General features: G+C 43.9%; 13 protein-coding genes and 1 other annotated feature. All 13 genes read left to right on the plus strand.

All coding sequences use genetic code 11. The features are described from left to right. Nucleotides 1–4 precede the first annotated feature (4 nt). The gene (gene rlmB / locus ACSQ8O_RS03375; protein ID WP_436240463.1) at nucleotides 5–745 is read left to right on the plus strand and encodes a 23S rRNA (guanosine(2251)-2'-O)-methyltransferase RlmB; all 741 of its coding nucleotides are present in this window, start codon (nucleotides 5–7) and stop codon (nucleotides 743–745) included. 5 nt (nucleotides 746–750) lie between these two features. Continuing rightward, nucleotides 751–1,263 carry an NYN domain-containing protein gene (locus ACSQ8O_RS03380; RefSeq protein WP_436240464.1) on the plus strand — a complete coding sequence of 171 codons (513 nt, stop codon included), beginning with the start codon at nucleotides 751–753 and terminating at the stop codon, nucleotides 1,261–1,263. A 119-nt stretch (nucleotides 1,264–1,382) separates the two neighbouring features. Then, nucleotides 1,383–2,027, plus strand: coding sequence for an RNA polymerase sporulation sigma factor SigH (sigH, locus tag ACSQ8O_RS03385; RefSeq protein WP_028557511.1), 645 nt, complete (start codon nucleotides 1,383–1,385; stop codon nucleotides 2,025–2,027). 223 nt (nucleotides 2,028–2,250) lie between these two features. Beyond that, nucleotides 2,251–2,400, plus strand: a complete 150-nt coding sequence (rpmG, locus tag ACSQ8O_RS03390) for a 50S ribosomal protein L33 (protein ID WP_079418041.1) — start codon at nucleotides 2,251–2,253, stop codon at nucleotides 2,398–2,400. A gap of 19 nt (nucleotides 2,401–2,419) precedes the next feature. Continuing rightward, nucleotides 2,420–2,632 (plus strand): preprotein translocase subunit SecE, encoded by a 213-nt coding sequence (gene secE / locus ACSQ8O_RS03395; RefSeq protein ID WP_047683213.1) that lies wholly within the window; start codon nucleotides 2,420–2,422, stop codon nucleotides 2,630–2,632. Nucleotides 2,633–2,656: 24 nt separating this feature from the next. Next, the gene (gene nusG / locus ACSQ8O_RS03400; RefSeq protein ID WP_028557509.1) at nucleotides 2,657–3,190 is read left to right on the plus strand and encodes a transcription termination/antitermination protein NusG; all 534 of its coding nucleotides are present in this window, start codon (nucleotides 2,657–2,659) and stop codon (nucleotides 3,188–3,190) included. A 135-nt stretch (nucleotides 3,191–3,325) separates the two neighbouring features. Beyond that, a complete protein-coding gene (gene rplK, locus ACSQ8O_RS03405) occupies nucleotides 3,326–3,751 on the plus strand; it encodes a 50S ribosomal protein L11 (RefSeq protein WP_028557508.1) in 426 nt (141 codons plus the stop codon). 116 nt (nucleotides 3,752–3,867) lie between these two features. After that, nucleotides 3,868–4,560, plus strand: coding sequence for a 50S ribosomal protein L1 (rplA, locus tag ACSQ8O_RS03410; protein WP_028557507.1), 693 nt, complete (start codon nucleotides 3,868–3,870; stop codon nucleotides 4,558–4,560). A gap of 54 nt (nucleotides 4,561–4,614) precedes the next feature. Then, nucleotides 4,615–4,768 (plus strand) — a sequence feature (ribosomal protein L10 leader region). Nucleotides 4,769–4,836: 68 nt separating this feature from the next. Beyond that, nucleotides 4,837–5,346, plus strand: coding sequence for a 50S ribosomal protein L10 (rplJ, locus tag ACSQ8O_RS03415; protein ID WP_236292821.1), 510 nt, complete (start codon nucleotides 4,837–4,839; stop codon nucleotides 5,344–5,346). 64 nt (nucleotides 5,347–5,410) lie between these two features. Next, a complete protein-coding gene (gene rplL, locus ACSQ8O_RS03420) occupies nucleotides 5,411–5,776 on the plus strand; it encodes a 50S ribosomal protein L7/L12 (protein ID WP_057313458.1) in 366 nt (121 codons plus the stop codon). A 188-nt stretch (nucleotides 5,777–5,964) separates the two neighbouring features. Continuing rightward, nucleotides 5,965–6,561, plus strand: coding sequence for a class I SAM-dependent methyltransferase (locus ACSQ8O_RS03425; RefSeq protein WP_436240465.1), 597 nt, complete (start codon nucleotides 5,965–5,967; stop codon nucleotides 6,559–6,561). Nucleotides 6,562–6,917: 356 nt separating this feature from the next. Further along, on the plus strand, nucleotides 6,918–10,457 hold the full coding sequence (gene rpoB, locus ACSQ8O_RS03430; RefSeq protein WP_436240466.1) for a DNA-directed RNA polymerase subunit beta: 3,540 nt from the start codon (nucleotides 6,918–6,920) through the stop codon (nucleotides 10,455–10,457). A gap of 69 nt (nucleotides 10,458–10,526) precedes the next feature. Next, nucleotides 10,527–14,147: a DNA-directed RNA polymerase subunit beta' gene (gene rpoC / locus ACSQ8O_RS03435; protein WP_056618310.1), complete on the plus strand. Its 3,621-nt coding sequence runs from the start codon at nucleotides 10,527–10,529 to the stop codon at nucleotides 14,145–14,147. The last annotated feature ends 106 nt before the right edge of the window (nucleotides 14,148–14,253 follow it).

Raw genomic sequence — 14,253 nt, forward strand, 5'->3', positions numbered from 1 at the left:
TAGGATGGATGAAGATATTATCGGCGGGAAGCACTCCGTATTGGAGGCGCTTCGTGCCGGACGGACGATTAATAAAATATGGATTGCCGAAGGTGCTCAGAAGCAATTCGCAGGACCGATTGTGGCAGAAGCCAAGAATCTAGGCATTATTGTCCAGTTTACGGACAAGCGTAAGCTGGATCAAATGGCGGAGGGGCTCCAGCATCAAGGCGTCGTTGCACAAGTTGCAGCGTATGCCTATGTAGAAGTGGAGGATATCTTAGCCAAAGCGAAAGCGCTGGGGCAAGAGCCGTTCATTTTGATACTCGATGAAATTGAAGATCCGCATAATCTAGGTTCTATTCTGCGTACAGCCGATTGTACGGGGGTTCACGGAGTGATTATACCGAAGCGCCGGTCCGTAGGGTTAACGGCAACAGTTTCCAAAACATCTGCGGGCGCAGTTGAGTATGTGCCAGTGGCACGTGTGACGAATATTTCGCAAACGATTGAGCAATTAAAGGAACAAGGTGTTTGGGTTGCAGGTACGGATGTCACGGCTGCTCAAGACGTCTATAAAGCCAACTTTTCGATTCCGATTGCCTTAGTTATTGGAAACGAAGGTAAAGGTGTGGGTCGACTCATTAAAGAAAGATGCGACTTCTTAGTCAAGCTGCCAATGGCGGGACATGTTAATTCATTGAATGCCTCTGTTGCCGCGGGTGTATTGATGTATGAAGTGGTAAGACAGCGCAATAAGAGCTAAATGGGATGGAACAGATCCTAATTGTAGATGGCTACAACATTATCGGTGCTTGGCCTGAGTTGAGTAAATTAAAGGATACCGATCTTGAAGGTGCACGTGACGGTTTGATCCATATGCTTGCAGAATTTCAATCCTTTTCAGGTATGAAGGTCTATTTAGTTTTTGATGCCTACATGGTACCTGGACTGGGCAAGAAATACGTGCAGAATAAACTAGCTGTGCTCTATACCAAAGAGAAGGAAACCGCAGATGAGCGAATCGAGCGATTGGTTACAAATCTGATGGGAAGGCGCAAGGAAATATTCGTGGCGACATCAGATATGATTGAGCAGCATGTCATATTTGGTAAGGGAGCGCTCCGCATGCCCGCGAAAGAATTGCTAGTGAAAATTAAACAGAATCGTAAAGAGGTTCGTGAACGCATAGTATCTGAGACGACAACTAAACGAAATCCATTCGGAGGCAAGCTGAGTGACGAGATGAAAGCGAAGTTAGAACGATGGCGAAGAGGGGAGTAAATCCTCCAAATGCTAGAAATGGTGGGGTTCCCCGTTGACGGTGTGAGATTTCATCATGTATACTTAACCTAACTTTTATAGTGAAATCTGGGTAGTCTTGCAGGCCGGAGGGATTGTTGGTGAGTGTCGACCTCAAAGAACTGAGAATGTATGATTATGACCTCAAGCCAGATGAAGACATTGTCGAAGCCGTCCGTGAAGGCAGTAGCGAAGCTTTGGAATATCTTATCAACAAGTATAAGAATTTTGTTCGTGCCAAAGCACGTTCTTATTTTTTGATAGGTGCAGACCGAGAAGATATTGTGCAGGAAGGTATGATAGGTTTATATAAATCTATCCGCGACTTCCGAGGAGACAAGCTTGCTTCATTCAAAGCCTTTGCTGAACTGTGTATCACGCGGCAGATCATCACGGCGATTAAGACAGCAACTCGTCAAAAGCATATACCTCTTAATTCCTACGTGTCCTTGGATAAGCCCATCTATGATGAAGATTCTGATCGTACACTGCTCGATGTTATTAGCGGCTCCCGGGTAACAGATCCCGAGGAATTGGTTATTAATCAAGAAGAGTTTACGGGACTTGAAGATAAAATGGGAGAGATTTTAAGTGACTTAGAGCGTAGAGTGCTTATGCTCTATCTCGATGGCAGATCCTATCAAGAAATTGCTGTGGATCTCGATCGCCATGTGAAGTCAATTGACAATGCTCTCCAACGTGTTAAGCGTAAGCTTGAGCGGTATTTGGAAGTCAGAGATTTATAGAAATGCCCGTGCCGCATGAGCTGTACGGGTGTTTTTCTTTCTTAGTATGTTTAGTAACCCTCGGGAGAGCCTATACTGGTGATACTCTTGCATTTGTGAGACTTCTACCTTGACACTCGGGGGGCAGTTGTGATAAAGTGTTTCAGGTAGCCCTAAAAGTCGCTTTCTTTTTGATGCGCTTAGAAGGGCTTTAATTAGAAAGTGTCTGTAGGAGGTGTACATCATGCGGGTCATCATCACATTAGCGTGCACAAATTGCAAACAAAGAAACTATGCATCCACTAAAAATAAGCGCAACAATCCCGACCGTATTGAGTTGAAGAAATATTGCAAATTTTGCAATGAACATACTGCTCATCGCGAGACTAGGTAGTTCTTTGGAGGTGTAGTTTGTGGCGTTCTTGGCTAGAATGAGACAAAGCTTCGGATCCACTTTTTCCTTCTTCACCGACAGTTGGTCAGAACTCAAAAAGGTCAAGTGGCCAAGTCGCAAAGAGATGACTACTTATACGCTTGTCGTTATAGGTACAGTAACTTTTGTTGCTATTTATTTTTTTGTGCTGGATCTAGGAATTTCTGAGTTGCTGCGCCTTGTTTTTAAATAAACAGGACTATAGGTGAATTTATTCATGGAAAAAAGATGGTACGTCGTACATACCTATTCAGGGTATGAGAACAAAGTGAAAGCCAACTTAGAGAAGCGCGTTGAGTCTATGGAAATGACGGACAAGATCTTCCGTGTGCTTGTGCCTATGGAAGAAGAACTGGTAAACAAAGACGGCAAGAAAAAAGTCGTTATGCGTAAAGTTTATCCAGGGTATGTTCTCGTGGAAATGATTCAAACCGACGACTCATGGTACGTAGTACGTAATACGCCAGGAGTAACTGGATTCGTAGGTTCTACAGGATCTGGCTCTAAACCAACTGCATTATTACCTGAGGAAGTTGAATCGATTCTGAAGCATATGGGAATGGAAGAACCGAAGGAAGTAATTGACTTCGAACTGAAAGAAACCGTACGCGTCAAGGTGGGTCCATTTGCAAACTTTGTTGGCTCTGTCGAAGAGATTATTGCCGATAAGGGTAAACTGAAGGTACATGTCAACATGTTCGGAAGAGAAACACCGCTTGAGCTCGATTTCGACCAAGTGGAAAAACTCTAAGGGCATGACAACCAAAAGGGTCTACCAGGTCTATTCCTTGGGATAGACCTACGTTAGTGGGATCGCATTAGTTTCCTGAATAGCGAGGCTTTGATTCGTCGAAGACTCCTATATTACTGCAAGGAGGTGTCTATCATGGCAAAAAAGGTTATTAAAATCGTGAAGCTACAAGTTCAAGCTGCGAAAGCAAATCCAGCACCACCGATCGGTCCAGCATTGGGTCAAGCAGGTGTGAACATCATGGCTTTCTGTAAAGAGTTTAACGCTCGTACTGCTGATCAAGTTGGTCTAATCATTCCAGTTGAAATCACAGTTTTCGAAGACCGTTCCTTTACATTCATCACTAAAACGCCTCCGGCTGCAGTTCTTCTTCGCGTCGTTGCTGGTATCGAAAAAGGATCAGGTGAACCGAACAAGAAGAAAGTTGCAACTGTGAAACGCGCTAAAGTTCGCGAAATCGCTGAACAAAAAATGCCTGACCTAAATGCTGCATCCGTTGAGGCTGCAATGCGTATGGTTGAGGGTACTGCTCGCAGCATGGGAATCGTCATCGAAGATTAATTCCGCAAGGAATGCGACTGTGTAAGCTCGAAGCCTACAGAAGTGTTTTCTACGAAAACATGGAGGTCGCTCGGTGGGAGGATTATCCGCTAATACCACTAAGGAGGATAAATATTATGCCTAAACACGGTAAAAAATACCGCGAAGTAGCTCAGCTTGTAAATGCTGAAACTTTGTATGATCCGTCAGAAGCAATCGAGCTTGTTAAGAAAACAGCTCCTGCTAAATTCGATGAAACTGTAGATGTTGCAGTTCGTCTGGGTGTAGACCCAAGAAAACAAGATCAGGCTGTTCGTGGTGTTGTTGTACTTCCACACGGTACTGGTAAAACAAAACGCGTTCTCGTATTTGCAAAAGGCGAGAAAGCAAAAGAGGCTGAAGCAGCTGGTGCAGATTTTGTTGGTGATGCAGACATGATCAACAAAATTCAACAAGGTTGGTTCGAGTTCGATGTTTGCGTAGCTACTCCGGACATGATGAGCGAAGTTGGTAAACTGGGTCGTATCCTCGGGGGTAAAGGTTTAATGCCAAACCCTAAAGCAGGAACAGTTACTTTCGACGTTACTAAAGCTGTTCAAGAGATCAAAGCTGGTAAAATCGAATACCGTCTTGATAAAGCAGGTCAAATTCATGCTCCACTTGGTAAAGTATCTTTCGATGCAGACAAGTTGAACGAAAACTTCAAAGCATTGGTTGATGCACTTGTTCGTGCGAAACCAGCAGCGGCTAAAGGTGTTTACCTTAAGAACATTGCTGTATCTTCCACAATGGGTCCAAGCGTACGTGTGAACCTGTCATCCTTCAGATAAGTAAAAGCTACCAGTTGACTTCGGTTGCTGGGCGTGATACTCTATCAAAGGTCCTAAAAATGAATATGCAAACCGTAGACAGTAGGTGCTGTAAAGCTTAATTTCCTACCGAGGTGTTATGATATATATAACGATTTCTTTGTACATCAGGGAAAAAGTGAACACATCATGCCTTCGTAGCGTCTACGAAGGCATTTCTTATTCATAGATAAGAAATGCTAATGCTCCTACTGTTTGCGATCTTGAAAGATAAATGCATAAGAAGTGAGGTGTACTATGGCAAACGCGAAAATTCTTGCAGAGAAGGAACTAGCAGTAGCTGAAGTAACTGAAAAGTTCAAAGCTAGTTCTTGTACAGTCGTGGCAGATTACCGTGGTTTGAACGTAGCTCAAGTAACTCAGCTGCGCAAAAGCTTACGTGAAGCTGGTATCGAATTTACAGTTCTTAAGAACTCCCTGGCGAGACGCGCAACGGCTAACGCTGAACTGACTGAGTTGGATGAGTTCCTAACAGGACCAACAGCTATTGCTTTCAGCAAAGACGATGTAATCTCCCCAGCTAAAATCTTGACTGAATTTGCGAAAAAGAACGATAAATTGAGCGTGAAAGCTGGCGTGGTCGAAGGCCGCGTAGTTGGATCCGCTGAAATCAAAGCACTTGCAGAACTTCCATCCAGAGATGGTCTTCTCTCCATGTTGCTTAGCGTTCTTCAAGCTCCAGTTCGTAACTTTGCTCTTGCTGTTAAAGCAGTTGCAGAGAAAAAAGAAGCTGAAGGTCAAGCTTAATTTTAACGCACTCCCTGTTTTACAAACAAAAAACTAATTTATTAATGATAATGGAGGTTTAACCATGAGCACAAATGCAACGATCCTAGAAGCAATCAAAGGCATGACAATCTTGGAATTGAACGACCTGGTTAAAGCAATTGAAGAAGAGTTTGGCGTAACTGCAGCAGCTCCAGTAGCAGCAGGCGGCGGCGCAGCAGTAGCAGTTGAAGAAGCTCAAACTGAGTTTGACGTTATCTTGACAAGCGCTGGCGCATCCAAAATCAACGTAATCAAAGTAGTTCGCGAAATCACAGGTCTTGGCCTGAAAGAAGCGAAAGACCTTGTTGACGGAGCTCCAAAAGCAGTTAAAGAAAAAGTTAGCCAAGAAGAAGCAGACGCTGTTAAAGCTAAGCTTACTGAAGCTGGCGCTTCCGTAGAAGTTAAGTAATTTCTTTTTCTTAGGAAACCTCTTGAAGCTTGACTTCAAGAGGTTTTTTTCAACATTTAAGTACGGTAGTTCACAGGATATGAACGGCATTGCTGTTTATTGTGCCTAAGTTTTTACCCTTAGGAAAGCCTTAGGAACGCACGTGGTTATTGGATTTTCCTATAGGTAGAAAAGGAGGGAATTCAAACGTGTCAGAGCATTACTACACACAAAAGCCGACCGTAAAAAGCGATGTCCATACAACGCAGGAAATGCTTCGTGGTAAGACATATACGTTTTTAACAGATGCGGGTGTGTTTTCTAAAAAAGGTGTCGATTATGGAAGTAAGCATTTAATAGAAACGATGGAACTATCGGAAGATGCTAGTGTTCTCGATGTGGGCTGTGGCTACGGGCCGATGGGGCTGAGTGCAGCAGTGATGTGTCCGAAAGGACATGTGACAATGCTCGACATCAATGAAAGAGCAGTTGAACTTTCGGCAGAAAATGCGCGGCGAAATGGTATTACCAATGTCACTATTCTGCAAAGTGATCTGTTGGAAAAGGTGAAGGATAAGAAGTTTGACGCTGTTCTGACCAATCCGCCGATCCGTGCGGGGAAAGAAACGGTCCATAAGATTTTCGTGGATGCATACGATTGCTTGAAAGTTGGGGGCTCTCTATGGGTTGTAATTCAGAAGAAGCAAGGGTCGCCATCGGCAGTGAAGAAGCTGGAAACCATGTATAGTGAAGTGGTAGAGGTTTCGAAGGACAAAGGCTACCGCATTCTTAAAGCGACTAAGTAAATCTCTTGTGAATATACGTGGGAATTTGTTTGACTTGACATTTCAAATGTGATATTATTAAAAAATGTCAGTATTAAGATGGGACACATGTCTTTAGTTAGTAAAAATGTCAAGTCTTTTTTTCAGCCTTTATGCATGGAATTTGAACCCATAACGTATAATGTTTGAATTTTGGGAAATTCTAACAGGATGGGAAGAAAATCTTGAAAAAGTTATTGAATACAGAAAAAAACCTTCATCCATACAGTCGCTTAATTCGGACGGGCTCCACTAACGGAGGCGTCCTGAGTGTACGTCGGTCGAAGTTTTTCTTCTTTCTTTTTATTTATTGAGTAGAGTTGAGGGGTGAATGAAAGTTGGCGGGACATCTTGTTCAATTTGGACGACGTAAACGCAGGACTTATGCACGAATTAATGAGGTTCTGGGCATTCCAAACCTGATTGAAATCCAGCAAAAATCCTATGAGTGGTTTTTGGAAGAGGGACTTCGTGAGATGTTTCAGGATATCTCCCCGATTCAGGATTTTACAGGGAACCTAGTACTGGAGTTCATTGACTATAGCTTAGGCGATCCTAAGTATTCCGTTGATGAGTCCAAAGAACGCGACGTAACGTATGCGGCGCCGTTAAGAGTCAAAGTCCGTTTGATTAATAAGGAAACCGGTGAGGTCAAGGAACAAGAAGTGTTCATGGGGGATTTCCCTATTATGACTGATACGGGAACGTTCATTATTAACGGTGCGGAGCGTGTAATCGTCTCCCAGCTCGTTCGTTCTCCCAGTGTTTATTATAGCACGAAAGTGGATAAAAACGGCAAAAAAACTTACACAGCTACAGTGATTCCTAACCGTGGAGCATGGCTGGAACTTGAGACAGATGCGAAAGATATCATCTATGTTCGTATTGATCGCACGCGTAAAATTCCAGTTACCGTATTGCTTCGTTCATTAGGATTTGGTACGGATGCTGAGATTCTAGATTTGCTTGGCGACAACGAATATATTCGTAACACGCTAGATAAAGATAACACGGATTCTACGGAAAAAGCGTTAATCGAAATCTATGAGCGTCTTCGTCCAGGTGAGCCGCCTACGCTTGATAATGCAAGAAGCTTGATCGTTGCTCGTTTCTTTGATCCGAAGTGTTACGATTTGGCTAACGTAGGTCGCTACAAAATCAACAAAAAATTACACATCAAAAACCGCTTGTTCAATCAACGTTTGGCTGAAACATTGGTAGATTCCGAAACGGGAGAAATAATTGCTGAAGCTGGTCAATTATTGGATCGTCGTGTATTAGATGAGATCCTACCTTTTATTGAAAAAGGTGCAGGATATAAAGAGTTTACAATTCCTAAAGGTGTAACTGGCGCGGATACAATTCCTGTTCAGTGCATTAATGTTTACTCACCAACAGAAGAAGGCAAGGTAGTTAAGGTTATCTCTAACGGTGTTATTGATAAAGCTGTCAAAAACATCACGCCTGCCGATATCATCTCTTCCATTAACTACTTTATTAACTTACTTCATGGTATTGGAAATACGGATGATATTGACCATCTCGGTAACCGTCGACTTCGTTCTGTAGGTGAATTGCTTCAAAATCAATTCCGTATCGGTCTTTCCCGTATGGAACGTGTTGTTCGTGAGCGTATGTCGATTCAAGACGCTAACGTGATCACGCCGCAAGCGTTGATCAACATTCGTCCTGTTATCGCATCGATCAAAGAGTTCTTTGGTAGTTCCCAACTTTCTCAGTTTATGGACCAAACGAATCCACTTGCTGAATTGACGCATAAGAGACGTCTGTCTGCACTCGGACCCGGCGGTTTGACGAGAGAGCGTGCAGGGATGGAAGTTCGTGACGTGCATCACTCTCACTATGGCCGTATGTGTCCAATTGAGACGCCTGAGGGACCGAACATTGGTTTGATCAACTCCTTGTCTACGTTTGCCCGCATTAACGAGTATGGTTTCATTGAAGCTCCGTACCGTTGGGTAGATCCGAAGACTGGTTTGGTTACTGATCAAATCGCTTACCTGACTGCGGATGAAGAAGATAACTACGTTATCGCGCAAGCGAATGCGAAATTGACGGAAGAAAACAAGTTCGTCGAAGATGCGATTATCGTTCGTTACAAAGATGACAACTTAACACTTCCGGTTGAACGTGTCGACTACATGGACGTTTCTCCGAAACAGGTTGTTTCTGTCGCAACAGCGTTAATCCCGTTCCTTGAAAACGATGACTCCAACCGTGCGTTAATGGGTTCCAACATGCAGCGTCAAGCAGTTCCACTTCTAATCCCTAAAGCTCCGCTTGTAGGTACAGGAATGGAACACAAGGTTGCTAAGGACTCAGGAGTATGTATTGTCTCCAAATTTGATGGAATTATTGAGAAAGCTGCTGCGAATGAAATTTGGTTGCGTCGCCAAGAAATGGTTGATGGCAAGCTTGTTAGTGGCAACATCGTGAAATATAAGCTTCACAAATTTATGCGTTCTAACCAAGGTACTTGCATTAATCAACGTCCGATTGTTAAAAAAGGTCAATTGATTAAAGCCGGCGATATCCTTGCTGATGGACCATCTACTGAACAAGGTGAATTGGCGCTTGGACGTAACGTAGTCGTAGCTTTCATGACTTGGGAAGGTTACAACTATGAGGATGCGATTTTGCTTAGCCAGAAGCTTGTTAAAGAAGATGTGTATACCTCCATTCATATTGAGGAATACGAGTCTGAAGCTCGTGATACGAAGCTTGGACCTGAAGAAATTACTCGCGACATCCCGAACGTAGGGGAAGACGCACTTAAGAATCTTGATGAGCGCGGAATCATTCGTGTTGGTGCTGAAATCGGCGCTGGCGACATCCTTGTTGGTAAAGTGACACCGAAAGGTGTAACGGAGCTAACAGCGGAAGAAAGATTGCTACACGCGATCTTCGGTGAGAAGGCTCGTGAGGTTCGTGACACGTCCTTACGCGTACCGCATGGTACAGATGGTATTGTCGTTGATGTGAAAGTATTTACGCGTGAGAATGGCGATGAGCTGCCTCCAGGTGTAAACCAACTCGTTCGTGTCTATATCGCTCAAAAGCGGAAAATTTCCGAAGGCGACAAAATGGCGGGACGTCATGGTAACAAAGGGGTAGTAGCACGTATTCTCCCTGAAGAGGATATGCCTTTCCTTCCAGATGGTACTCCGGTTGAAGTCGTTCTGAATCCACTAGGGGTTCCTTCACGGATGAACATCGGTCAAGTACTTGAAGTTCACTTAGGTATGGCTTCCAAGTATTTGGGTATTCATGCTGCAACACCGGTATTCGATGGAGCGCGTGAGTATGACGTATTTGATGCTATGGAAGAAGCAGGTATGCAACGTAGCGGTAAAACGATTCTGTACGATGGTCGTACAGGGGAGTCCTTCGAACGTGAAGTAACCGTTGGCGTGATGTACATGATCAAACTGGCACACATGGTTGACGATAAAATCCATGCTCGTTCCACGGGACCTTACTCCCTTGTTACTCAGCAGCCGCTGGGTGGTAAAGCGCAGTTCGGTGGACAACGTTTCGGGGAGATGGAGGTATGGGCACTCGAGGCTTATGGAGCTGCTTATACATTGCAAGAAATTCTTACCGTTAAGTCAGATGACGTTGTGGGCCGTGTGAAAACGTACGAATCCATTGTCAAAGGCGAGAACGTTCCAGAACCAGGCGTTCCGGAATCCTTCAAAGTTTTGATCAAAGAGCTTCAAAGTTTAGGTATGGATGTTAAGATCCTGTCTGGCGACGAAGAAGAGATCGAAATGCGCGAAGCTGATGACGACGACGAAGTGACGAGCGATAAATTAAACCTAAACATTGAGGGCTCCGAGCTTGGGGTCAACGAATAGTAACACTGCATTAGAACGAGAACGATTCACTGTAAAGTGGGTTTAAATTTCTTAAAGGAGGGTTGCTCCTTGATGGACGTTAACAACTTCGAGTTTATGAAAATCGGCTTGGCATCACCCGATAAAATTCGCTCTTGGTCCCGTGGGGAAGTAAAGAAGCCGGAAACGATTAACTACAGAACCTTAAAACCTGAGAAAGAAGGTCTTTTCTGTGAAAAGATCTTCGGACCTACGAAAGATTGGGAATGTCATTGCGGTAAATACAAACGTGTTCGTTATAAAGGCGTTGTTTGTGACCGTTGTGGCGTTGAAGTAACCCGTCAAAAAGTACGTCGTGAACGCATGGGGCACATTGAACTTGCTGCTCCTGTGTCACACATTTGGTACTTCAAAGGGATTCCTAGCCGTATGGGTCTTGCACTAGATATGTCTCCAAGATCTTTGGAAGAAATCATCTACTTCGCATCCTACGTAGTGACGGATCCAGGTGATACGCCACTTGAGAAAAAGCAACTGTTGTCTGAGAAAGAATACCGTAGCTATCGTGAGAAATACGGCTATGCTTTCCAAGCAGGCATGGGTGCGGAAGCTGTCAAAAAGCTGCTTATCGATATTGATATCGAACGCGAAGTAGACACACTCAAAGAAGAACTCAAAACAGCACAAGGTCAACGTCGTAATCGTGCGATTAAGCGTCTGGAAGTTATGGAAGCATTCCGTAACTCGAAGAACTTGCCTGGTTGGATGGTACTGGATGTACTACCAGTTATCCCTCCTGAGCTTCGCCCGATGGTACAGCTTGACGGTGGTCGTTTTGCGACATCTGATTTGAATGATCTCTATCGCCGTGTTATCAACCGTAACAACCGTCTAAAGAGATTGCTCGACCTAGGCGCACCGGATATCATTGTTCAAAATGAGAAACGGATGCTTCAAGAAGCGGTTGATGCATTGATCGATAACGGCCGTCGCGGCCGTCCAGTAACAGGTCCGGGTAACCGTCCTTTGAAATCCCTCAGCCATATGCTGAAAGGTAAACAAGGTCGTTTCCGTCAAAACTTGCTCGGTAAACGTGTTGACTACTCTGGTCGTTCCGTTATCGTAGTAGGACCTAACCTGAAGATGTACCAATGTGGTCTTCCGAAGGAAATGGCGCTTGAATTGTTTAAGCCTTTCGTTATGAAAGAGCTTGTGAATAAAGGTTTGGCTCATAACATCAAGAGTGCGAAGCGTAAAGTTGAGCGCGTAAGTCCAGATGTTTGGGACGTTCTTGAAGAAGTTATTAAGGAGCATCCGGTTCTTCTGAACCGTGCACCTACGTTGCATAGATTGGGTATTCAAGCTTTTGAACCGATTCTGGTTGAAGGCCGCGCTATTAAATTGCATCCGCTCGTATGTACAGCTTACAACGCTGACTTCGACGGTGACCAAATGGCCGTTCACGTTCCATTGTCCTCAGAAGCACAAGCTGAAGCTCGCTTGCTCATGTTGGCATCGGGTAACATTTTGAATCCGAAAGACGGTAAACCGGTTGTTACACCTTCACAGGATATGGTTCTGGGAAGTTTCTACTTAACGACGGATAACAAATTTGCTAAAGGTGCTGGTTCTATCATTAGAACCGTTCATGAAGCAGTTTCTTCCTACCAATCGGGCAAAATGGCACTACACGCACGTGTAGCTATCCCTGCTAAAGCATTGAACAAAACAAGTTTCACAGAGAAGCAACAAAACGCTATGTTGATCACAACGATCGGTAAAATCATTATGAACGAAATCTATCCAGCTGATTTCCCATTCATCAATGAGCCGACCAAAACGAACCTCTTGAATGGTATTCCAGATGCACATTTCGTATTTGAAAAAGGTGCAGATCTGAAAGCAATCATGTTGGAACGTGATGAGAACAAAGCGGTAGGTAAAGAATATTTAGGATCGATTATTGCTGAGTGTTTCCGTAAGTACCACACAACGCAAACATCGATGATTCTTGATAAAATTAAAGAGCTTGGATTCACGTATTCAACAAAAGCCGGTATTACTGTAGCTGTCTCTGACGTTGTAGTTCCAACCGAAAAAGTAGCAATCCTTAAGGAATGTGAAGAGAAAGTACGTGTAGTTACGAACCAATACCGTCGTGGTTTGATTACGGATGAAGAGCGTTACGACCGCGTTATTGCGATCTGGAGTAAGGCTAAGGATGAAATCACTGAGATTTTGATGAAATCCCTAGATAAATACAACTCTATTTCCATGATGGTTGAATCCAAGGCACGGGGTAACAAATCACAGATTACACAACTTGGCGGTATGCGTGGTTTGATGGCGAATCCATCCGGTAAAATTATGGAGTTGCCGATTAAATCGAACTTCCGTGAAGGTCTGACAATCTTAGAATACTTTATTTCCACACACGGAGCACGTAAAGGTCTTGCCGATACAGCACTTCGTACAGCGGATTCAGGTTACTTGACTCGTCGTCTAGTTGACGTAGCACAAGATGTTATCGTTCGTGAAGATGATTGTGGAACTGATAAAGGCTTTATGGTTAGCAAAATTCAAGACGGTAAAGAGGTTATTGAGGATCTTTACGATCGTATTGAAGGACGCTACGCATATGAAACGCTTCGTCATCCACAAACAGGTGAAGTGATCGTACAACGTAATGAGCTTATTGAATCTGGTATTGCAGATCGTATTATTGAAGCAGGTATCGAGAAACTTCAAATTCGTTCTGTACTTAGCTGCCGCACCAATCATGGTGTTTGTAAGAAATGTTATGGTCGTAACTTGGCTACTGGTCAATTCGTTGAGGTTGGTGAGGCAGTTGGTATTATTGCCGCGCAATCCATTGGTGAGCCAGGAACACAGTTGACGATGCGTACGTTCCATACCGGTGGTGTTGCCGGAGACGATATTACACAAGGTTTGCCGCGTATTCAAGAGCTCTTCGAAGCACGTAATCCGAAAGGTCAAGCGATCATTTCCGAAATCGACGGTGTCGTTAAGGAAATTCGTGAAGCTAAGGATCGTCGTGAAATCGAAGTTCAAGGTGAAGCGGAATCCAAAGTATATGCAGTTCCTTACGGATCTCGTGTACGTGTTTCGTTGAATCAACAAGTTGAAGCTGGTGACGAGCTAACGGACGGATCTATCGATCCGAAAGAAATGCTTCGCATCAAAGGTATTCGCGGCGTTCAGAACTATATTCTTCAAGAAGTACAACGTGTATATCGTAACCAAGGGGTAGAAATTAACGATAAACATATTGAAGTTATGGTTCGTCAAATGCTACGTAAAATCCGCATCGTAGACGCGGGTGATACAACGCTTCTACCTGGTTCCTTTGTTGATATTCATGAGTATGAAGCAGCTAATAAAGTTGCTTTGTTCGCTGGCACAGAGCCTGCGGTTGCTCGTCCGATCTTGCTCGGTATCACCAAAGCTTCCCTTGAAACGGATTCCTTCTTATCAGCGGCGTCTTTCCAAGAGACTACACGTGTCTTGACAGATGCAGCGATTAAGGGGAAAGTCGACCAATTGTTAGGTTTGAAAGAGAATGTTATCATCGGTAAACTGATCCCTGCGGGAACAGGTATGCCAAGATACCGTAATATTCGAATCACGAACCCGAACGAGGTTGTCGTTTTGGATGAAGATTTGGAAAAAGAAACAGTTGCTGTTGAGTAATTAAATATAGAGAAAGAGGTAGCCACTTGATTAGGGGTGCGCTATCTCTTTTTATTTAAACGAAAAGGTCATCTTCTTACTAGAATTACTTAAAATAACCCTTGAC

Source organism: Paenibacillus sp. LjRoot56 (assembly GCF_964253335.1).
Taxonomy (GTDB): Bacteria; Bacillota; Bacilli; order Paenibacillales; family NBRC-103111; genus Paenibacillus_E; species Paenibacillus_E allorhizoplanae.